Source organism: Mobiluncus mulieris (assembly GCF_014204735.1).
Lineage (GTDB): Bacteria > Actinomycetota > Actinomycetes > Actinomycetales > Actinomycetaceae > Mobiluncus > Mobiluncus mulieris.
In genome coordinates this window covers 2235313-2256580 of record NZ_JACHMA010000001.1, presented here as the reverse complement: position 1 = coordinate 2256580, position 21268 = coordinate 2235313, and the positions used below count along the sequence as shown (strand labels likewise).

16 protein-coding genes are annotated in these 21268 nt (G+C 56.8%); 14 read left to right on the top strand and 2 right to left on the bottom strand.

Annotation, left to right across the window (positions count from 1 at the left end):
• The first annotated feature begins 223 nt into the window (after positions 1 to 223).
• From dnaN to F4555_RS09930, 7 genes are all read left to right on the top strand, one after another.
• Entirely contained in the window at positions 224 to 1369 is a 1146-nt protein-coding gene (gene dnaN / locus F4555_RS09960; RefSeq protein WP_004572096.1) for a DNA polymerase III subunit beta, read from the top strand.
• Between the two features lie 72 nt (positions 1370 to 1441).
• Positions 1442 to 2752 carry a DNA replication/repair protein RecF gene (gene recF / locus F4555_RS09955; protein WP_115325675.1) on the top strand — a complete coding sequence of 437 codons (1311 nt, stop codon included), beginning with the start codon at positions 1442 to 1444 and terminating at the stop codon, positions 2750 to 2752.
• The gene (locus F4555_RS09950) at positions 2736 to 3395 is read left to right on the top strand and encodes a DciA family protein (protein ID WP_255312835.1); all 660 of its coding nucleotides are present in this window, start codon (positions 2736 to 2738) and stop codon (positions 3393 to 3395) included. The genes recF and F4555_RS09950 overlap by 17 nt, the downstream gene beginning before the upstream one ends.
• 220 nt (positions 3396 to 3615) lie before the next feature.
• Complete coding sequence (gyrB, locus tag F4555_RS09945) at positions 3616 to 5631, top strand: DNA topoisomerase (ATP-hydrolyzing) subunit B (protein WP_004015401.1); 2016 nt, start codon at positions 3616 to 3618, stop codon at positions 5629 to 5631.
• A 105-nt stretch (positions 5632 to 5736) separates the two neighbouring features.
• Complete coding sequence (gene gyrA, locus F4555_RS09940) at positions 5737 to 8310, top strand: DNA gyrase subunit A (protein WP_004015403.1); 2574 nt, start codon at positions 5737 to 5739, stop codon at positions 8308 to 8310.
• A gap of 81 nt (positions 8311 to 8391) precedes the next feature.
• Positions 8392 to 9540 carry a DUF3566 domain-containing protein gene (locus F4555_RS09935; protein ID WP_115325677.1) on the top strand — a complete coding sequence of 383 codons (1149 nt, stop codon included), beginning with the start codon at positions 8392 to 8394 and terminating at the stop codon, positions 9538 to 9540.
• Between the two features lie 43 nt (positions 9541 to 9583).
• Positions 9584 to 10654 carry a glycosyltransferase family 2 protein gene (locus F4555_RS09930; protein WP_231282842.1) on the top strand — a complete coding sequence of 357 codons (1071 nt, stop codon included), beginning with the start codon at positions 9584 to 9586 and terminating at the stop codon, positions 10652 to 10654.
• 243 nt (positions 10655 to 10897) lie between these two features.
• On the opposite strand, the gene F4555_RS11395 is transcribed toward F4555_RS09930, so the two are convergent.
• Positions 10898 to 11029, bottom strand: coding sequence for a hypothetical protein (locus F4555_RS11395; RefSeq protein ID WP_255312836.1), 132 nt, complete (start codon positions 11027 to 11029; stop codon positions 10898 to 10900).
• A gap of 50 nt (positions 11030 to 11079) precedes the next feature.
• Between F4555_RS11395 and dnaB the strand changes: the two genes are divergently transcribed.
• The gene (gene dnaB / locus F4555_RS09925; protein WP_004015952.1) at positions 11080 to 12456 is read left to right on the top strand and encodes a replicative DNA helicase; all 1377 of its coding nucleotides are present in this window, start codon (positions 11080 to 11082) and stop codon (positions 12454 to 12456) included.
• Positions 12457 to 12566: 110 nt separating this feature from the next.
• Here dnaB and F4555_RS09920 read toward each other — a convergent pair whose 3' ends face one another.
• Positions 12567 to 13799: a diaminopimelate dehydrogenase gene (locus tag F4555_RS09920; RefSeq protein WP_004013518.1), complete on the bottom strand. Its 1233-nt coding sequence runs from the start codon at positions 13797 to 13799 to the stop codon at positions 12567 to 12569.
• A 219-nt stretch (positions 13800 to 14018) separates the two neighbouring features.
• Between F4555_RS09920 and F4555_RS09915 the strand changes: the two genes are divergently transcribed.
• The 6 genes from F4555_RS09915 to F4555_RS09890 all read left to right on the top strand — a co-directional run bounded on the left by F4555_RS09915 (position 14019) and on the right by F4555_RS09890 (position 21249).
• Positions 14019 to 14594, top strand: coding sequence for a 2-oxoacid:acceptor oxidoreductase family protein (locus F4555_RS09915; protein WP_004013520.1), 576 nt, complete (start codon positions 14019 to 14021; stop codon positions 14592 to 14594).
• Positions 14588 to 15946: a 2-ketoisovalerate ferredoxin oxidoreductase subunit alpha gene (gene porA, locus F4555_RS09910; protein ID WP_004015407.1), complete on the top strand. Its 1359-nt coding sequence runs from the start codon at positions 14588 to 14590 to the stop codon at positions 15944 to 15946. The genes F4555_RS09915 and porA overlap by 7 nt, the downstream gene beginning before the upstream one ends.
• Before the next feature lies 1 nt (position 15947).
• Positions 15948 to 17207 carry a thiamine pyrophosphate-dependent enzyme gene (locus F4555_RS09905; protein ID WP_004572137.1) on the top strand — a complete coding sequence of 420 codons (1260 nt, stop codon included), beginning with the start codon at positions 15948 to 15950 and terminating at the stop codon, positions 17205 to 17207.
• Between the two features lie 13 nt (positions 17208 to 17220).
• On the top strand, positions 17221 to 18873 hold the full coding sequence (locus F4555_RS09900; protein ID WP_004015956.1) for an NAD(P)-binding protein: 1653 nt from the start codon (positions 17221 to 17223) through the stop codon (positions 18871 to 18873).
• Positions 18874 to 19201: 328 nt separating this feature from the next.
• Positions 19202 to 19411: a hypothetical protein gene (locus F4555_RS09895; protein WP_004572127.1), complete on the top strand. Its 210-nt coding sequence runs from the start codon at positions 19202 to 19204 to the stop codon at positions 19409 to 19411.
• Positions 19408 to 21249, top strand: a complete 1842-nt coding sequence (locus tag F4555_RS09890; protein WP_004015958.1) for a PGAP1-like alpha/beta domain-containing protein — start codon at positions 19408 to 19410, stop codon at positions 21247 to 21249. The genes F4555_RS09895 and F4555_RS09890 overlap by 4 nt, the downstream gene beginning before the upstream one ends.
• The last annotated feature ends 19 nt before the right edge of the window (positions 21250 to 21268 follow it).

The following is a 21268-nucleotide window of genomic DNA, read 5'->3' as shown; positions in this document are numbered from 1 at the left end:
ATAACTTTACTTCCACAATTCGACCCCTGAAACCACGGTTTTATCAACATAACCACACATTTGTAGTTCTGAGCCGTAGCCAGAAAAAATCGGGTTTTCCCCAGGATTCACATGCCCTATGACAATTACAATTCTTTAAAAAATTTTTTTACTGCGACTCTCCAACAAAGGACCGCGTGTTATAGGCTAGGCTTGAATAGCTTTGAGAACCCTTGGAGGAATCGTGGAATTAATCTTGAATCGAGAGGTCTTAGCCGAGGCGGTAGCGTGGAGTTCCCGCACCATTTCCCAGCGTCCTGCCGTGCCGGTTATGGCCGGGGTGCACATTGCGGCCACCAGCGCCGGGGTGGAATTCGCGTCCTACGACTACAATGTTTCGGCTCGGGTCACCGTTGAACCCCTCGAGCTCATAACCGAGGGCACGGTGGTGGTAGATGGCAAGCTCCTGAGTGAAACCGCTAGAGCCTTGCCGAATAAAATCTCCGAGGTAAGTTTCAAAACCGAAGACAATTACCTGCACATCACCTGTGGGTCATTTCACCAACAACTGTTGGTTATGCCCGAAGAAGACTATCCGCAGTTACCGCAATTGCCCCAGGTCGTTGGTCAAGTTGATGCCGAGGTGTTCTCTCATTCCATCTCGCAGGTTTCCATCGCGGCTTCGCGCGATGAAACCTTGCCGCTTTTAACCGGAATTTCTCTCGAGATTCGCCCCGAGAAACTCTGTGTTCTGGCCACTGACCGCTATCGCATGGCTTTGAAAGAAATCCCCTGGCAGGCCACAAATCCCCAGATAAATCAGGATTTGGTGGTAAAGGCTAAGAATATTGCGGACGCGGCCAAGAATATTGCCAGTAGTGGCAGTATTTCCCTGGCAGTGGACGGAGAGGATGAGTCCTCGGCGCTGGTGGGACTCTCGGCCGGGGGGCGCTTGTTCACCAGCCAGGTCAATGACGGAAACTATCCCGATGTGCGCCGGATTTTCCCCGAGCCGATTAATATTGTGGCCGTGGTGAAAGTCAGTGATTTCGTCGCCGCCGCTAAACGTGTTGCGATTGTTTCCGCCAATCTTTCCAACCAACAGATAACCCTGTCCTTTACCCAAGGTACCCTCGAGTTCCGAGCCGGCAGCGGTGGGGAAAACACCGCCACCGATGCGATTCCAGTGCAGCTAAACGGCGCGGATATCTCGGTGTCTTTCAATTCGCGGATGCTCATCGAAGGGTTATCGGTGGTAGATGAACCCTATGTGCGCCTGTCCTTTAAAGACGAAACCAAACCGGTGATAATCACTGGACAAAAAGAAGAAACCGGGGATGATAGCCTCGACTTCCAATACCTGATTATGCCGATTCGCACTGCCATCTAGCCACCCCCTTCCGCCTTCCCACCGGTTTTAGGCGGGTTTTGGGGCTAAATTTCGGGTTTTTCAGGAGGATTAGTGTTTGTCACCAACCTGGCTTTGGACTGGTTTCGCAGCTATCGACAACTGGTTATCAGCCTGGAGCCGGGGGTTAACGTGTTCCTGGGAGCCAACGGTCAGGGCAAAACTAACCTGGTAGAAGCCTTGAATTATCTAGCCGTGTTGTCCACGCACCGAGCCGGCAACGATGCGGCGCTGATTTTTCGTGGCAACCCCGAGGAAACCCCGCATGCCGGGATTATTCGCGCCCGGGTCAGTCCCGGCATCACCCCCGAGCCGCGCAGCGATTTGCTGGAAATCGAGATTGTGTCAGGCAAAGCCAACCGAGCCATGTTGAACCGACACAAGGTGCGTCCCCGTGACCTGGTGGGACACCTCTCGACGGTGTTGTTCGCCCCCGAGGATTTGGAGCTTATCAGCGGTGATCCGGGGGTGCGACGCAGTTTTTTGGATCGCATCGCGCTGCAGTTGCACCCGGTGTTGGCGGGGGTGCAGGCGGATTTACACAAGACCTTGCGCCAGCGCGCGGCTTATCTGCGTGATGTAGCGCGTCGTCATGAGGTGCTAGACGAAATCCAGCTTGAAATTTGGGATGATGCCCTGGTGCCACTTTTCGCTAAAGTGATGCGTTCGCGCCAGGACATAACTTTGGAACTCCAGCAGCTTTTACCTGGAATTTACGCCCAAATCGCCGGACAAGCCCCTCATGAATCCGAAACAAACCCCAACGAAGCCACCCCGACGGCCGAAAACCCCGCCACCGCGAGGATGACATATCGAGACAATATAAGTAAAACCTTGGGAATAGATGCTTCCGCGCGTCAAATCATGTTTGCCGATACCTCGGTTTTAGAAACCCAGATTCGCGCGGCACTGCGGTCGCGCCACCTTGACGAGGCGCGGCGCGGGGTAAACCTTTGCGGGACACACCGCGATGACCTTGAATTTTGCCTGCATGATTTTCCAGTTAAAGGCTATGCTTCGCATGGAGAAACCTGGTCTTTTGCCCTGGCCTTGCGCCTGGCTGAATTCTATTTGCTGCGGCAACGTCTGGGGGATGCCCCCGTATTGTTATTGGATGATGTGTTTGCCGAATTGGATTCACACCGGCGCGCTGCCATATTGGGGGCTATCGAGGCGGCCGATCAGGTGTGGATTACCAGCGCTGTCGGCACTGAACTCCCCGAGGATTTACACGCCCAAGTGTTTCGGGTGGTACTCAATCCCCAGCGAGAAAGCCAGGTTTTACCCCAGCCGTTTGACAACAACCCCGACCCCAGCGAAACCATCACCCCTTTTGGAAGGCAGGACAGTGGTGACACAGATTGACTATGCAAAGGGATACCCTCGGATGCGCGCGAAACTGCCGCGCCAAATTCTGGCTAAATACCAAGAGATTATGTTCAAAATGGGGTTCTATCCCCAGGCCGGCCAGGTGCGCGGCTTCGGGGGAACCGGGGCGCGACCCAGTGATGCCCTCGATATACAAAGCGAACTCGACAGGGAATATCGCGAGAAAATGGCGGTTCGCCTAGGGGTCAAGCCCGAAGAATTACGGAAATTCATTGCCGATAATCCCGGCGTGGCGCGGCTGGGAACCGGGGCGCGACCCAGCCGCTATGATCCGCAACCCTTGGGTTTTCTGGGGAAACACTTCGTGAAACGCCAGGGTTGGCAGCGAGCTTTGGATATTCAAGAGGTCATGAGTCGCTGGTCGGAATATGTCGGATCGGAGATTGGTGCACACACTAAAATCGAGAGTTTCGAGGCCGGGAAACTCACGATTCGTTGTGATTCCACCGCTTGGGCGACCCAGCTCAAATGGCTGATACCGCAAATCGAAAAACGCCTGGCCGAGCGTCTTGGGTCGGACACAGTCAAGCAAGTAATCATTCGCGGCCCGGTAGTCCCTTCGTGGAAACACGGCCGCCTCTCGGTTCCGGGTCGCGGCCCGCGTGACACCTACGGTTGAATTTCCATGGTCGGATTTATTGATTCTCTGCTTTGCGGCTTCTTCGCCGCTAGCGCAAGCGGCGGTTTAAAACCCGTTTTACGGGTTAAAGCCGCGAAAAGGGGGTTTTTGTGGCGCTGAGGGGCATTTGGTTTAAAAAAGTGTAGGATTATGGAGGCGGGTACGCCGGTTATAGAGGCGAGCGTGCCGCAAACGAGCGTGCCGCAAACAAGGAGAAACTGTGAGCGATTTTGAAAAGCCCGAGGAACACTACGATGCTGCGGACATTACCGTACTGGAAGGCCTGGAAGCCGTGCGGGTACGTCCCGGAATGTATATCGGTTCCACCGGGGAACGCGGCTTGCACCACCTGGTTTACGAGGTCGTGGACAACTCGGTGGATGAAGCCCTGGCCGGGTATTGCGACCATATTGAAGTAACTCTACAGGCCGACGGCAGCGTGAAAGTCTGTGATAACGGGCGTGGAATCCCCGTAGCGGAACACCCCACCGAGCATCGCCCCACCGTGGAAGTAGTGATGACTATCCTGCACGCCGGCGGGAAATTTGGCGGATCGTCCTATGCGGTATCCGGCGGGTTGCATGGCGTGGGTATTTCGGTGGTCAATGCGCTGTCTACCAAGGTTTTAACCACCGTGAAACGTGACGGCTACGAGTGGCACGTGGAATTCGGCAACGGCGGGCAGGTCACTAAACCTTTGGAGCGCGGGAAAGAAACCACTGAAACTGGCACCGAACAGATTTTCTATCCCGATCCCGCGATTTTCGAAACTGTGGAATTCGATTATGAAACGCTGCGAACCCGTTTTCAACAGATGGCTTTCCTGAACAAGGGTCTGCGTATCACCATCACGGATGAGAGACCCAATGTGACCGATGAAGGCGATTTCGTCACGGGGGATGCGGATGCGGATGCGGATTCCCCCAAGGTTGGACACCGCCATGTCAGTTATTGCTATGAAAACGGCCTGCATGACTATGTGAGTTTCATTAACTCCACCAAGAAATCCGAGGTCGTCCACCCGGAGGTCATCGACTTCGAGGCCACCCAGGATGACTCTATGGCCTTGGAAATCGCCTTGCAATGGACGGGAGCGTATTCCGAATCGATTTATACCTATGCCAACACGATTAACACCACCGAAGGCGGCACCCACGAGGAAGGCTTCCGCTCCGCGTTGACTTCTCTGATGAACAAGTATGCCCGTTCGCTGGGGGTGCTAAAAGATAAGGACGAAAACCTTTCGGGCGACGATTGCCGCGAAGGGCTCACAGCCGTGATTTCGGTGAAACTGCGCACCCCCCAGTTCGAGGGTCAAACCAAAACCAAACTGGGCAACACCGAAGCTCGCACTTTCGTGCAGCAAACCGTGTATTCCCAGCTTGGCGACTGGTTCGACGCACATCCCACCGAGGCCAAGGCTATTTTACTTAAAGCCCAATCCGCCCAGATTGCCCGCAACGCGGCGCGTAAAGCGCGCGATGCCACCCGGCGTAAAACCGCCCTGGATAGTTTTTCCATGCCGGGCAAACTGCGGGATTGTTCTTCGCGGGATGCCTCGCAGTGCGAAATCTTCATCGTCGAGGGTGACTCCGCTGGGGGTTCGGCGGTGGCGGGACGTGACCCCGCCCATCAGGCGATATTGCCGCTGCGCGGCAAAATCTTGAATGTGGAGAAAGCCCGGCTGGACAAGGCCTTGGATAACAAGGAAATCCAAGCACTGATTACGGCTTTCGGCACCGGGATTGGGGAAGATTTCGACCTGGGCAAACTGCGCTATTACAAGATTGTGTTGATGGCGGATGCGGATGTGGACGGCCAGCACATCACCACCCTGCTGCTGACCTTGCTGTTCCGCTATATGAAGCCACTGATTGAGGAAGGCCACGTGTTTTTGGCCACCCCGCCGTTGTATCGTTTGAAGTGGTCGAATCGTCCCCACCAGTTCGTATACTCCGACAAAGAAAAAGAAAAACTGTTGGACGTGGGTTTGGAAGGCGGGGCGCGCCTGCCGAAAGAAGGCGGGATTCAACGCTACAAGGGTCTGGGCGAGATGGATCCCAAGGAATTGTGGGAGACCACCATGGATCCGCAGGTGCGCCTGCTCAAGCAGGTCACTATGGACGAGGCCGCCTCGGCTGATGAAACTTTCGCCCTGTTGATGGGCGAGGACGTGGCTTCGCGCCGGTCGTTTATTCAACGCAACGCCCAGGATGTGCGTTTCTTGGATATCTAGATTCTTACGGGGGTGGGTGGTTCATGAGCAGCCAGCCCGACTGGCGCCTCATGAAACCAAAACCCACCACCGAAAAACCAATAAAACACTGTAAGGAAAGAAACCGTGGCAGATAACGAAAACAACGACCAGGTCACCTCCGACCCCACTGCTCCTGTGGTAACCGAGGCCGAATCCAACCGGGTTATGCAGGTTGACCTGGAAAAAGAGATGAAGAAGTCCTATCTGGACTATGCGATGAGTGTGATTGTTGGCCGTGCTCTGCCCGATGTGCGTGACGGCCTGAAACCCGTGCACCGTCGCGTGATTTACACCATGTATGACGGGGGCTATCGCCCGAACGGCGGATTTTCCAAGTGTATGCGCGTGGTGGGGGACGTCCTGGGGCACTTCCACCCCCACGGGGACGCCTCGGTGTATGACGCGTTGGCGCGCCTGGTGCAACCCTGGTCGATGCGCTACCCCCTGGTGGCCGGGCAAGGGAACTTTGGCAGCCCCGGGAACCTGGGGCCGGCCGCTCCGCGTTACACCGAGTGTAAGATGGCGGCGCTGGCGCTGGAGATGGTGCGCGACATCGAAGAAGACACGGTTGATTTCATGGACAACTACGATGGGCGCAATCAAGAACCCACCGTGTTGCCCTCTAGGGTGCCGAACCTGTTGATGAACGGGGCGGAAGGCATCGCCGTGGGGATGGCTACCCGGATTCCCCCGCATAACCTGCGCGAAGTCGCCGATGCGGCTCAGTGGTACCTGGAGCACCCGGAAGCCAGCCGCGAGGAATTGCTGGAAGCCGCGATGCAACGCATTAAGGGACCGGATTTCCCCACGGGGGCGACCATCCTGGGGCGGCGTGGCATCGAGGATACCTACCGGACGGGACGCGGGTCTATCGTGCAACGCGCGGTGGTAAACGTGGAAGAGCTGCATGGGCGCACGTGCCTGGTGGCCACCGAGCTGCCGTATCAAGTCAACCCGGATAACCTGTTGATGAAAATCGCGCAACTAACCAAAGACGGCCAGTTGCAGGGGATTGCGGATATTCGCGACGAAACCTCGGATCGGGCTGGCACCCGCCTGGTGGTGGTGTTAAAGCGCGATGCGGTGCCGAAAGTCGTGTTGAACAACCTGTATAAACGCACCCAGCTGCAAGATGCTTTCCCCGCCAATATGCTGGCGCTGGTAGATGGGGTGCCGCGTACCTTGTCCCTGGATGGGTTTATTCACTATTGGGTGGTACACCAGGTGAATGTGATTCGCCGGCGCACCGAATTCCGGTTGCGCAAAGCCCAGGAACGCCTGCATATTTTGCAGGGCTACCTGGCGGCCTTGGATGCCCTGGATGAAGTGATTGCATTGATTCGCCGCTCGCCCACGGTAGAGGATGCTCGGGTCGGCTTGATGGATTTACTTTCGGTCGATGAAGTACAGGCCGACGCGATTCTGGCTTTACAGCTCCGGCGGCTCGCGGCTTTGGAACGGCAAAAAATCTTGGATGAACACGCCGAGTTGGAAGCGAAGGTCGCTGATTTCCAGGATATCTTGGCTAAACCGGAACGCCAGCGCGCGATTGTCAGCACCGAGTTGGCCGAGATTGCCAACAAGTGGGCGGATGAACGCAAAACCGCGATTGTGCCTTTTGCCGGGGAAATGTCAGTCGAAGACCTGATTCCCGAAGAAGACATGGTGGTGACTATCACTCGCGGCGGCTTCGCCAAACGCACCCGCGTCGATGCCTATCGCTCCCAACGCCGGGGTGGCAAGGGGGTCAAAGGCGCGCAGCTGCGCGAAGATGACCAGGTGGAACACTTCTTTACGTCGTCGAGTCATGACTGGATTTTGTTCTTTACGAACTTTGGGCGGGTTTACCGTGCGAAAGCCTACGAGATTCCCGAGGGCGGGCGTGATTCCAAGGGTCAGCATGTGGCGAATCTGCTGGCCTTCCAGCCCGAGGAACGCATCGCCCAGGTGTTGCATATTTCTTCTTTCGAGGATAAAGAATACCTGGTGTTGGCGACCAAGCGCGGGTTTGTCAAAAAAACTCACTTGACCGACTATGACACGAACCGCACTGGCGGGTTGATTGCTATTAAACTGCGTGAGGATCCGGAGGGTGAACCCGACCAGCTGGTTTCCGCCGTGCTAGCTGATGATACCGAAGATTTGATTTTGGTATCCCGCGATGGTCAGTCCCTGCGGTTTACTGCCAGTGACGACCAGTTGCGACCCATGGGACGATCCACGTCCGGGGTGACCGGAATGCGGTTCCGCGACGATGACGAACTGTTAACCATGGACGTGGTGCGTCCCGGGGCGGATTTGTTCGTGGTGACCGAGGGTGGCTATGCCAAGCGCACAGATTTATCCGAATACCGCGTCCAGGGTCGCGGCGGCCTGGGGATTAAGGTCGCGAATCTGGTAGAGGCTCGCGGGAAACTGGTAGGAGCATTGGTTACTGACGAGGAATCCGAGGTGCTGGTGATTATGGCCGGCGGTAAAATCGTGCGATCTAGGGTGGACGAAGTGTCCAAGACCGGGCGCAACACCCAGGGCGTGATTTTCTCGCGAGCCGACGGGGATGACCGGGTTATTGCGGTAACTTTGAACGTGGATAATTCTGGGGATGAAGAAGAAACTGATTCAGAAAATCTTTCTGAGGTGGACACACCCTCGGTTTAGCACTGTAAAATTAGGGTAAAAACGGATTGAGACCGCTAAAGCCAGGACTTAGACTGGAAACAGCACCCCGGGAGGCAACTAATGACAAGGATTAAGCCCAACAAGGCCAGCAAAGGCGACGCCTTGGTGCCACCACCCCCGCCACCCCCGCCACCCGCAGACTCTGTCCCGGCAGACGAAACGACCGTCAACCCTGATACCAGTCCTAATCTTTCCGATACCACCGCTGGTTCTGACACTTCCACCCTCGGTTTAACGGAAAACCCTGGCGGGTCGACAGAAAATCCCAAGCCAACCACCCCGACGGACTCAACGGCGGGTGCCACCGCTGGTGAGACGCAAAGTGAAGTAAAGAGCGAGGCGACTGGCGACAATCCCGACTTTGCCACGGACTGGAAAAAACTCGCCCTCGGCGATGACCCCGAGAATATCGACGGCCCGGTTTCCCCTTATCAGCTAGAGGAATCACCCGCGACCCCGTCCGCCTCGTCGCCGTCCGCCGCCGGGGAGTTTACTGGTGGGGTCGCGGTTCATGAGGTGCCATCCTCGACGGCGCCCGAACCGGGTCGCGACCCGGTTGAAACCGGGGATACGACCCCAAACAGTCTTGACGCTGTTCGCGAAATCCCGGCGGGGATAAACCCCGAGATTACGCCAGACACTGCGTTGGCACCTCATGAAACGGTACCAAGCCCGAAACCACCAACCCCCGCCGAAACAGACCCCGCCGAAACAGACCGCGCCGAACGCGAAAAACGTGCCCAAGAACGTGCCGCCGCCCGCGAAGCCAAACGCAAAGAACGCGCCCAAAACAAGGCCGCCGCGAAAGCCAAACAAGCCGCCCTGAAAGCCGAATTCGCCCAAATACCCGACGCGCGGCGGGTGAAACTGACCCTGACGCGGATTTCACCCCTGTCCGCCACTAAAATCGGGTTCCTGGTGGCGGTCGCCCTTGCGCTGGTGCAATTGGTGGCGGCCGGACTGCTGTGGATAGTGCTGGATATGCTGCACGTGTTTTCCTCGATGCAGGGCTTCCTGCAGGCGCTATCCGCCACCGCCTTGGTGAGCCTGATGGACACCCTGCAACTGTCGCGGTTCCTGGCATTGGTGGCGTTAAACGGGGTGCTGCAGATTTTGATATTCACGGTGCTGACCTGGCTGGCGACGGTGATTTACAATATCATCGCCCGGATGGTGGGAGGGCTGCACGTAGTGCTGACTGACGACTGATGAAACCGACAAAACCGACGAACCCAAGAAAAGGATAGGAAAATTGGATAAACAATCCGCAAACAAAGCCGAGCATGCGGACGCGATGTCGCGTCCCATCACGCTGTCTTTCGTGATTCCCTGTTACAACTCTGAAGACTATATGGATGCGTGCGTGTCCTCGATGCTGGGTGCTGGGGAAGATACCGAGATTATCATCGTTGACGACGGTTCCACCGATAAAACCGCAGAAAAAGCCGACCGCTGGGCCGAACACATGCCCGACACGATTCGCGTTATCCACCAGGAAAACTCCGGGCACGGTGGGGCGGTTATGGCGGGGATACGCGCGGCGCGCGGCGAATACTTGAAAGTTGTAGACTCTGACGACTGGCTGGATCGGGTGGCGCTGAACCTGTTGATGGCGAAGTTGCGCACTTTTATTGCCCACAAGCAAGGCGTTGACCTGGTTGTGTGCAACTATGTTTATGAACACGTTTTGACCGGTTCGCGCAAAGTGATTCGTTATCTGAAAGCCCTGCCGATGAACAAGATTATGGGCTGGAACTCTGTTAGGCGCTTTGGGGTGGGGCAAAACATCTTGATGCACTCGGCGGTCTATCGCACCCAGGTGCTGCGCGATTCCGGGATGGAAATGCCCAAGCACACGTTCTATGTGGACAATATTTTCGTCTATGTGCCCCTGCCCTATGTAAAGAAGCTGTACTACTTGCCGGTCAACCTGTACCACTATTTCATTGGTCGCGAAGACCAGTCCGTCAACGAGAAAGTCATGCTGGGGCGTTTGGATCAACAGATGCGGGTCACCAAGATGATGGCCGAAGCCTATGCCCTGCCAGACGAGGTGCGCAATCCCCACCTGGCGCGCTATATGGAAGGTTTCCTGGCTTTGATAGTCACCGCGTCTTCGATTTTCGCGGTGTTACGCGGGGATCGCGAAGCGCTGCGGATGCGCGACGAAATGTGGGAAGCCATCGAGGCCAAATCCCCGAAGATGGCCGCGATGCTGCGCCACAACCCGCTGGTGTGGGGGGCGAATGTGAAGAACCCCGCCGCGCGTTCGGTACAGGTTAAGCTCTACCGTATCGCCCAGCGATTGTATCGGTTCAATTAACGGCATCAGGCTGTGGATATCCTGTGGAAAGCGCTGGTGGAGGGAGCCGAAAAACTGCGTGTTGGCTCGCTTGATTTTAAACCTTAATGTGTGCTAGAGGCGGCCGGGATTGGATGTTTATGCAGGTCAAAACACATTTAATGGTTTAAAGATTAAATGGACGCTTTAAGGTTTTAAAAAAATTGGCCGCAGAAAAATAATTCACAATCCCTGTGGAAAACATGTGGGGATTTTTGCTAAAGCTCACAAGGATTGGCACCTCATGAACCCGAAAGAACCACGCAACCGCCGGGCAATCCACAGGAAAACCCACAAACAATCCACAGGAAAACCCACAGTTATCCACTTACTGTTCACCTGTTTTCCACGAATCATGTTTGCTTTTGACGCGGAATCCCGCTAAGTTGAGCCCAGAAAGGAAACCCGTGAGCGAAACCACCGTACTTGACCGTGTCCCCCCACATAACCTGCTGGCCGAGCAATCCGTGATTGGGGCAATGATTCTGTCAAAAAACGCCATCGCCGATGTCTACCAGATTCTGCAAACCACGGATTTCTATGAAACCAAACACCAAGTCATCTTCGACACCATTATGGATCTGTATTCGGCCGGTGATTCCGTCGACCCGCTGACCCTTACCAGCACCCTGGAAAAAACCGGGAAACTGGGGCAAATCGGGGGGCTTGACTATGTTTACACCCTGACCCACGTGGTGCCCACCTATGCCAATGCCAGCTATTACGCTGAAATCGTGCGCGACAAGGCAACGCTGCGCGGCCTGGTGGAAGCTGGGACACGAATCACCCAACTGGGCTGGGCCTTTGATGAAGGCGATGCGAAAGACCTGATAAACACCGCCCACCAAGAACTCGACCGGGTGTCACAACGACGCACCTCTGAAGACTACAAGGCGCTTAAAGACCTGATTCCACAGGTCACCACCGAAATCAGCAACACCGAACCAGACCCCAATATGGTACGTACCGGTTTCCGCGACTTCGATACGGAAATCCAGGGGTTGCGCCCCGGCCAGATGATTATCGTTGCCGCCCGCCCCGGGATGGGGAAATCCACGTTTTCGCTGGATATCTGTCGCTATGCCGCGATACATGAAAACAAGACCGCCGCGATATTCTCGCTGGAAATGTCGTATGCCGAGATTATTAAACGCTTGATTTCGGCGGAGGCCTCGGTGCCGCTGTCGGCGATAAACGCCGGGGTGTCATCGGCGGATGGCACCCAATCCCAGGCCTATTGGACCAATATCGCCAATGCCACCAACCGGATGTTCGAAAAACCCCTGTATATCGACGACTCGGTAAACCTGACGATGCCCGAGATTCGCGCCAAATGTCGGCGTTTAAAATACAACCACGATCTGTCGATTGCGGTGGTCGATTACTTGCAACTGATGAAAGGCCGGGGCTCCGCCGAATCGCGCCAACAAGAAGTTTCCGAAATTTCGCGTTCCTTGAAATTATTGGCCAAGGAACTGGAAATCCCGATTATCGCTGTCGCCCAGCTGAACCGTGGCCCGGAATCCCGTACCGACAAGAAACCTATGATGAGCGACCTGCGGGAATCCGGATCCTTGGAGCAGGACGCGGATATGGTGCTGTTACTGCATCGCCCCGAGGCCTATAATCCCGATGATCGCCCGGGTGAAGCCGATTTGTATGTCGCTAAGCATCGTAACGGTCGCACCGGCACAGTTCACCTGACTTTCCAGGGGGCGCTGTCGCGTTTTGTGGATGCGGCGCGGGTCGCATCCGACGAGGCTCCGCCGCCGGAGGATTACTAGAGCCGGGATGGTCGCGATTGTGGTCACTGGCTGAAATGAGTGAAAAATGCTTTTTGGCGAGGAATTATCCGTGCAGAAACAAAAAATTCACTTTTTCGGCCAGCGCGACGCTAGGAATGCGAGATGCGCTGGCGCAAGGCCGCTGCGGAACCGGGATTAAACCAGGCCATCGGCACTTCCATCATGGTGAAAGCCCCCGCCCAGCCGTGTTCGCCACCCCGGAAAGCCGCGCGCGCGGCGGAAGCCAGCACATAGGCGGTGAACTCGGCGTTGTCATCCATGTCAACTTCCATTTTGATTTGCTCGTTGATGCCCTGTGAAGTTGAGCCCCGGGATATCACCAGCCCGGCGTGGGTGCGCCGCGAATGAAACTCGCGCATCTCGTCGGGACCCACGAAGGTCACATGCGTGTCGTAATCCTTGAACCAGCCGGGCATGTTGAGGATGCGTTCGCGCAACTGGTCGTGATCCACCCGGTCTTCGGCCACGATATACACATCCAAATGATGCAGAGCTTTGCGGGAATCGTCCCACACCGGTTCATTGTTCAGCACGGCCATCAGGGGTTCTTCTTTCGGCACCTGATAGACGGCCGCGTCCAGCACCCCGTCGAAAGCCTTGGCGGCGTTCGACCATTGCATCGAAATGCCGCGTCCCCAAAAGGTCCACAATTTCGACTTGGGAAAGAAGCCCTCGGAGACGGTGCGAATCAGGGACATGAAACCCGGTTCCCAGCCGATGGCACACAGGGAAACGTGTTTCGCACTGCGCGCCGCCGCATCCAGTTTCTCGAAGTATTTTTCGAAGGGCAGATATACCGGCTGGAACACGGGTTCTTTCACGAAGGCCGGCAGGGTCATGCCGTATACTTCCGTGGTTTCCTCGGCTGGTTGGTTTTGATTTGTGTCGGCCGATTTTTCGATTGGCTCCAACCCGGCTTCCGCGTCGCGCCGAGCGTTGCGTTCGGCCAAGTCTTTGGCCAGGCGCTGCAGTTCCTCGAGGCGCAGTTGTTTTTCGGCTTCGACTTCTTCGGGTGTAGGGGGGTCGCCGCGCAGCGGGTGGGAGTCCACGGTGTGGAAGTATTTCGCGACCATCGGTGCGACGTCTTGCAGACCCGTCCCGAAAGAGTCGCAGCAAATCATTACGTCGATTTTCCCTACGAAATCAGCGACATCCTTGGTGGGATAGACTTTCGCCATCGAGTTTTGCAGTTTTGCGGGGTCTCGTTTCGAAAAAATCGCCACGAGTTCCATGTCTTTTATTTTGGTGACCGCTTTGGCGGTGGCTTTTCCGATAACACCGAAGCCAACAACGCCCACGCGGATTGGTTGGTCGCTTTCCATTGTTCCTCCTCTGTGAGTGGCGTAGTTTAAGTTAATTTTAGCTTCATGAGGTGCTTTTTTGGGGAATCCGGCGCATATGGCAATAAAACAACTCTGGGTTTTGGTAAATCTGGCCGGTTTTCGAGGGTGATTCCGGATATAGAAGGTAAAAATCCCAGGTCAGAGCGCCGCGAGAGTTTAGAGCCAATTTTGGGAAATAACTTGTTTTAGGCTTCCCATATGGTAGAGATTCGAGTTCACGGGCGCGGCGGGCAAGGCGTGGTGACCGCCGCCGACTTGATGGCTTACGCAGCCTTCGCGGATGGCCACCACGCCCAGGCCTTCCCGTCTTTCGGTTCGGAGCGCACCGGGGCTCCGGTGGTCAGCTACTGTCGGATAGAAGACCGCGAAATTCGTTCGCGCGAACCGATTTTGCAACCCGACGTGGTGATTGTGCAAGACCCGACCCTGCTGGCGATTATGAACCCGTTTTCCGGGTTGAAACCCGGGGGTTACGCCTTGGTGAACTCCCAGAAATCCCCCCACGAACTGGGTTTGGACAAGGTAGTGAGTTCCCTGCCCGAGGGGCATTTCCGCACCATGCCGGCCACCGAGATTGCAATAGAGATTCTGGGTCGCCCTATGCCGAACGCCGTGATGCTGGGGGGGTTGGCCTCTTTGACCGGCATTGTGAAACTGGATTCGGTGTCCGACGCGATTCGGGAACGTTTCAAAGGCAAGGTGGGGAACCTCAATGTCGAGGCCGCTGCTGCCGCCTATAAATACTTAAAAGGGGAAGAGGAAAAAACATGCTGAAACAAATCGAAGGTTCCCAGGCGATTGCCCGCGCCGTGGCGGCGTGTCGTCCCAATGTGATTTCGGCCTATCCCATCAGCCCGCAAACCCACATCGTAGAGGCGCTCTCTGCCTTGGTGAAATCCGGGCAACTGGAACATTGCGAATACGTGAATGTGGAAAGCGAGTTTTCTGCCATGAGCGCCTGTATCGGGGCTTCCGCCGTGGGGGCTCGGGCCTATACGGCGACCGCCTCGCAGGGTTTGCTCTATATGGTAGAGGCGGTTTATAACGCCTCCGGGCTGGGGATGCCGATTGTGATGACGGTGGCGAACCGCGCTATCGGCGCACCTATTAATATATGGAATGACCACACGGATTCCATGAGTCAGCGTGATTCGGGGTGGCTGCAACTGTTTGCCGAAAACAACCAAGAGGCCGCTGACCTGCACGTTCAGGCCTTTCGGATTGCCGAGGAACTCTCGATTCCGGTGATGGTGTGTATGGACGGGTTTATTTTGACCCACGCCGTGGAACAGGTTGACCTGCCCGAACAAGACCAGGTCGACCGTTTCCTGCCGCCCTATGAGCCTCGGCAAGTTCTGGATCCCGATGACCCGATTAGTATCGGCGCGATGGTCGGACCGGAAGCCTTTACTGAAGTGCGCTACCTCGCCCACCACAAACAAATGGAAGCCCTGGAGCTGATTCCCCAGGTACAGCAGGAATTCAAGGAAATCTTTGGACGGGATTCCGGCGGCCTGGTTCACCCCTATCGCTGTGAAGATGCGGATGTGATTGTCACCGCCTTGGGTTCGGTGATTGGCACCATTAAAGACGTGGTGGATGAACGCCGAGAGAAAGGCGAAAAAATCGGGGTGTTGGGGATTTGCTCGTTTAGGCCCTTCCCCCTGGCGGCCGTGCGTGAAGTGCTGCAAACCGCGAAAATCACGGTGTCCTTCGAGAAGGCGTTTTCGGTGGGTATCGGCGGAATTGTTTCCACACAGTTGCGCGCCGCCATGAGGGGCCGGCCATTTACCTGCTATGACGTGATTGGTGGTCTGGGGGGACGCAATGTGACCAAGAAATCCTTGAACGCCATGCTCGACGATGCGATTGCCGGGCGGCTGCAACCCTTGACCTTCCTAGATTTGGACATGCAACTCGTGAACGCCGAACTGGAACGCGAACGCACCACCCGCCGATCCGGACCTATGGCCGAAAACGTGATGCGCGACGCCGTGGAACGCACCAACGCCAACCTGGCCGCCCAAGGCGCGAGACCACCGGCCGACAAAGTCGGCATCGCCCGGGTGGCCGCGCCCTCTACCAGGGCAGACGCTATCAATGTTTTACCGGAAGGGAATAACTGAGATGACTGAAAACAATACGACCAGCGAAACCACGGGAATTCGTCAATCCCAGGCCACCGAGATTCCCGCGCGGGAACAAGTCAAGTTCTATCAGGTCGGATCCTATGCGATAGGTAACCGCCTGGCCGATCTGAAGTGGCGCTCCTGGCAATCCAGCCCGCACCGGAAGAACTCGCTGACTTCCGGGCACCGCGCCTGCCAGGGTTGTGGGGAAGCCCTGGGGGCACGCTACGCGGTGGATACGGCCTCGGTGGTGGCCAATAATCGTATTATTGCTATTAACGCCACCGGCTGCCTGGAAGTGTTTTCCACCCCGTATCCGGAAACCGCGTGGACGATTCCCTGGCTGCATTCCTTGTTTGGGAACACGGCGGCGGTTGCGTCCGGAGCGGCCGCAGGCTTGCGCGCCATGGGGAAACCCGATATTCGGGTTATCGCCCAAGGCGGGGATGGGGGCACCGTGGATATCGGGATGGGATGCCTGTCGGGCATGTTCGAACGCAATGACGACGTGTTATATATTTGCTATGATAACCAGGCGTATATGAATACCGGAGTGCAGCGTTCCGGCGCCACCCCACCCACCGCCCGCACCGCCACCACCCAGCCGGTCGGGCCGCGCCCCGGCAACGTTTTCACCCAAGGCAAGAATATGGCGCGCATCGCGATGGCGCACGAGATTCCCTATGTCGCCACCGCCACCGTCGCCGATCTGCGTGACTTGGAATACAAGGTAGAAAAGGCCATGAGTTTCCGGGGAGCCAGGTACATTCACGTCCTGGTGCCCTGTCCGCTGGGCTGGGGCTCGAACTCTAATTTGACCGTGACCCTGGCTAGATTAGCCACCCAAACCGGGCTGTTCCCCGTTTTTGAAGCCGAAGGCGGGGAAATCACTTCGGTAACCAAGATTCGCCGTCCCGTGCCCGTCGAGGAATATTTGCGCCCCCAGCGCCGGTTCGCGCATATATTCAAAGGCCCGGGATCCGAGGCCTTGATTGCGCGCCTCCAGGCGATAGCCGACCGCAACATCAGCCGCTACGGTTTAGTCGAGATGGATGCCCTGGACGAAGACGTGCAGCGTCGAATTCTGCAAGCACCTCATGATCCCACCGGACGATTCGCCGCCGCGAGAACCTGCCCCGCCCCAATACCCACCAAACCACCCAGCCCGGCACCGAGCATCGCGCCTAACTCTGCCCCCGGCGCCGCGTCGCACGGAAGCGCGTCACCCACGCCACAACCCGTCCCCAGCGCCTCCTAGGAAAGGAAAAGCCATGACTAACACCGTTAATAAGAACCAGAAACAAACCACGAAACTGCCTTTCGCCATCAGCCTGGAGGTTGGGTCGTCGCTGGAAAACGAAACCGGGTCGTGGCGCACCGAGCGACCCGTGTATGTCCACAACCTGCCGCCGTGCAACAAGGCCTGCCCCGCCGGGGAACACTGCCAAGAATGGCTGTTTTACGCGGAAGAAGGCCGCTACCAGCAGGCCTGGGAAGTCATGATGCGCGACAACCCACTGCCGGCCGTGATGGGGCGGGTTTGCTATCATCCCTGCCAGACGGCGTGCAACCGGGGCGAAGTCGACGAAGCCGTGGGAATCAACTCGATTGAACGCTTCGTGGGGGACAAAGCCCTGGAAGAAGGCTGGAAAGTCGAGCCGTTGACCCCCGACACCGGCAAGCGGGTGCTGGTGGTCGGGGCGGGTCCTTCCGGCTTGTCGGCGGCGTATCACCTGCGTCGTGCCGGTCATGAGGTGCTAGTCCGGGAAGCCGGGCCGATGGCCGGGGGCATGATGCGTTTCGGGATTCCGTCCTACCGGCTGCCGCGCGGCGTGCTGGATCAGGAAGTCGCCCGGATTGCCGCAATGGGGGTGCGTTTCGAATATGGCGCGAAAGTCACGGACGTGGCGGCGGTGGCCGCAGAATTCGACGCGGTGTTCCTGGCGATTGGTGCCCAGATGGGGCGCCATGCCGATATCCCCGCCGGGGACTCCGCGAAGGTACTGGATGCGGTCGATGTCCTGGCCGGGATGGAATCGGCCGAGAAACCCCAGTTGGGACGGCGTGTCGTCGTGTACGGCGGGGGGAACACGGCGGTGGATGCGGCGCGTACCGCGAAACGCCTGGGAGCCGAGGAAGCGATTATTGTCTACCGGCGTACCCGCGACCGTGCCCCGGCACATGACTCGGAGATTATGGAAGCCGAAGAGGAAGGCGTGATGATGAAGTGGCTGTCGACCATCAAACACGTCGACGGCGGGGAAATCAAAATCGAAAAAATGGTCTTGGATGAATCCGGTTTCCCGGTCGGAACCGGGGAATACGAGGATTTGGGTGCGGATACGGTAATCATGGCGCTGGGGCAGGAAACCGATTTAGGTTTGGTGGCGGGGGCGCCCGGCATCGAGGTGGAACATGGCGTGGTCAAAGTCAACGCCCAGATGATGACCGGGATGCCCGGGGTTTTCGCCGGGGGCGACATGGTGCCCTCCCAGCGCACGGTGACAACCGCGATTGGACACGGGAAATTGGCGGCAAGGTGTATCGATGCGTATCTGCGCGGCGAGACATACGAGTCCGCCCCGGCCGCGCCCGACGCGAAATTGGGCTTTATGAACACGTGGTATTACGCCGATGCGCCCCGGCGGATGCGTGGCAAGTTGGTGGGGGCGCGTCGCGCGTCGAGTTTCGACGAAGTGGTACAGGGTTTGGATGAAGAATCCGCCGTTTTCGAGGCACGCCGCTGCATGTCTTGCGGGAACTGTTTCGGGTGCGATAACTGTTTCGGGGTGTGTCCGGATAATGCGATTAAGAAAATCAAACCCACCCAGTACGTATTTAAATACGATTATTGCAAGGGTTGCGGGATTTGTGCCGAGGAGTGCCCGTGCGGGGCTATCGACATGGTTTTGGAGGCCAACTGATTCTTTCATGAGGCGATGACTAAAACGGCAAATCGTGGCCGTTTCTTAACGTTTTCGCCTTGCGATTGCGCCGTTATGTGATTTCGGCGCGCGCCGCCATCCGGGTCGCGACCAAAACCACTGGTCGCGACCCGGTAGTAATTTCGGGGTTTTCCACAGGGGGTGAATTTCGGGGTTTTCCACAGGGTAATCGTTTTTCGGTTTTCGTTTAGGCGCCGTTCGCCTAGCGTGGGTTTCGTGATACTCAAGGGGGTTCATGAGGGGCTGGCCGGGGATTTGGGATGGCCCCTCATGAACCCGACCCACCTAACGGAAGGGAGACAAAACGATGGCGGGTCTGTGCTATACGGGCGGTTTTATTACCCGATTTCACGCCGTGATGAACAGTTACCGTTTGGCGCGAAACCGCAGCTGGATGGGGCGCGCGGCGGCGGCGTATGACGCGAAGTACGAGGCTTTGGACGGGCGGCTGTGGATTTTGGGTGGGGTGCTCAATGAACTGGAGGGCGCCAAGGGGCACTTGGAGGCGTTGCTGTGAGGGCTGGAAACGGGCGGGAATATTCCGGGGAATACTTGTTTTCGGGTGGAAACACGGCTTTGTGTGTGGATACGGAACAGGTAAAAGCCATGGTTTCAGGTTTGGAAGACGCCACCGAACAGATAGGCGGGTTGGCCGGGTATTTAGCCTCGCAACGCGCCGGGTTAGAAGCGCGGTATTTGGCGCGGATGAACGCGCTGAGCGCGGCTGCGGCGGCGGGCGACGAGAATGCTGGCTTGGCGATGGCGCGGCTGAGCGCCGCGTGGGGGCAGTATACGAGCCTGAGCAGTGTGGCGGAATACGGGGAAGACGGGGTGCTGCGTTTGGGAGCTGAAAACCGTAAGCTGGCAGTGTTGCTGCGCCGTGCCACCGGGCTTTATGAGCTGAGCGAAACCCAAGTGCTGCAGCTGATGGCACCGAGTGCGGTTGAGGGTTCTTTGCTGATGTTGGCGGAAAAACTGGTGAAGGATATTGGTTTTCCGCCGGTGTTTACTTTGGGTGGTAAACGTTATTACGCCAAGGACATGAATGAGGGACAAAAGGCGGCGGTGTTCCTGTCGTGGCTGCAAGCCAAGTTAGGGGAAAAGCAATATGGCAAGTCGCAGTCGGTGATTTTACGGTTTGCGGGCGGCCGGCAACGCATTGAGGTGTTGGGGTTCGAGGATTCCCCCGAGCTTGATAAGTATTTCGGGGTGTATTTACGCACCGGAGATATGAAGTCTTGGGATTTTATTCAAGATATGAAAGACGCGGCCTGGCGCACCGCTCACCAGGAGTTCTGGAAAGAAAGGTTAGGAAACCAAATCCAACTGGAGACCAGTTTGGGGGGCTTGGAGTTGGTGGCGACCAATTTGGGGCTTATGGAGCTGCGGGAAGTGGTGCGGGGTAAAACCCCGCAAGATTTGCAAGTATCCATGATAGTCGCGGGATTAAGTCAGTTTTTGGCGTCACGGCAAGAAAAATCCCGCCGTCAGAAAGAGCGTGATTTTGCCAAGAGTAAAACCGCTCGAGCCATCGGGGTGGCGGCCAGTGAACGCCTGGCGCTCAAACAGTTGCGGGTTGATGGGGGTGCGGTTTTGGTGGAAAACCCCGACGGGAGTATTTCGCGGGGGCTGCCCCGGGATGTTGGGGATATTTTCCGTTATGCCCAAACTATCGACCCTAAAGAAGGGGCGGCTTTCGAGATTCAGCAGTGGGAAACCGCCACGGGGCAGCGCGGGGCGCGGGTAGTGTTGCGCGGCACGGATTCTTGGGATGCCGGCTCGATACAGCCCCAGGACATGTTGACTAATACCGAGGCGGTGGCTGGGCTGCCCACCGGGATACACCTAGCGGTGATGCAGGCTCTGCAACGAGCCGGGGTCGGTTCCGACACGCCGGTGGAACTGGTAGGGCACTCCCAGGCGGGGATTATTGCCTCTAATCTGGCTGCCGACCCGAGAGTCAGGAAAAAATTTAATATTAGGAATGTGATTACGGCGGGTTCCCCCGTGGCTAATGCGAAAATTCCCCAGTCCATTCAGGTGTTGAACCTGTATAATAACGCGGATGTGGTGCCGATTACTGAGGGGATGAGGAACCGGCCTTCGTCCACTCACCTGACGGTACAGGGCAAATACACCACTACCATGGATATCGGGAAAAATCACAGTGCCGAGAATACCTATGCCCCGATGGCCGATGATTTGCAGGGAAAACACTATGCAAAGTATGAACATTACCTGGAATGTCGTGACAAAGTTATGGGCTTGGATCAGAGAATCGTCAAGGCTACCACCCAGAGGTTTGAGTTAAACCGTGATTTGGAATCCTTAAAACCACTGGAAAAAAGCCATTAAAGCAAATCCAACAGGAAAC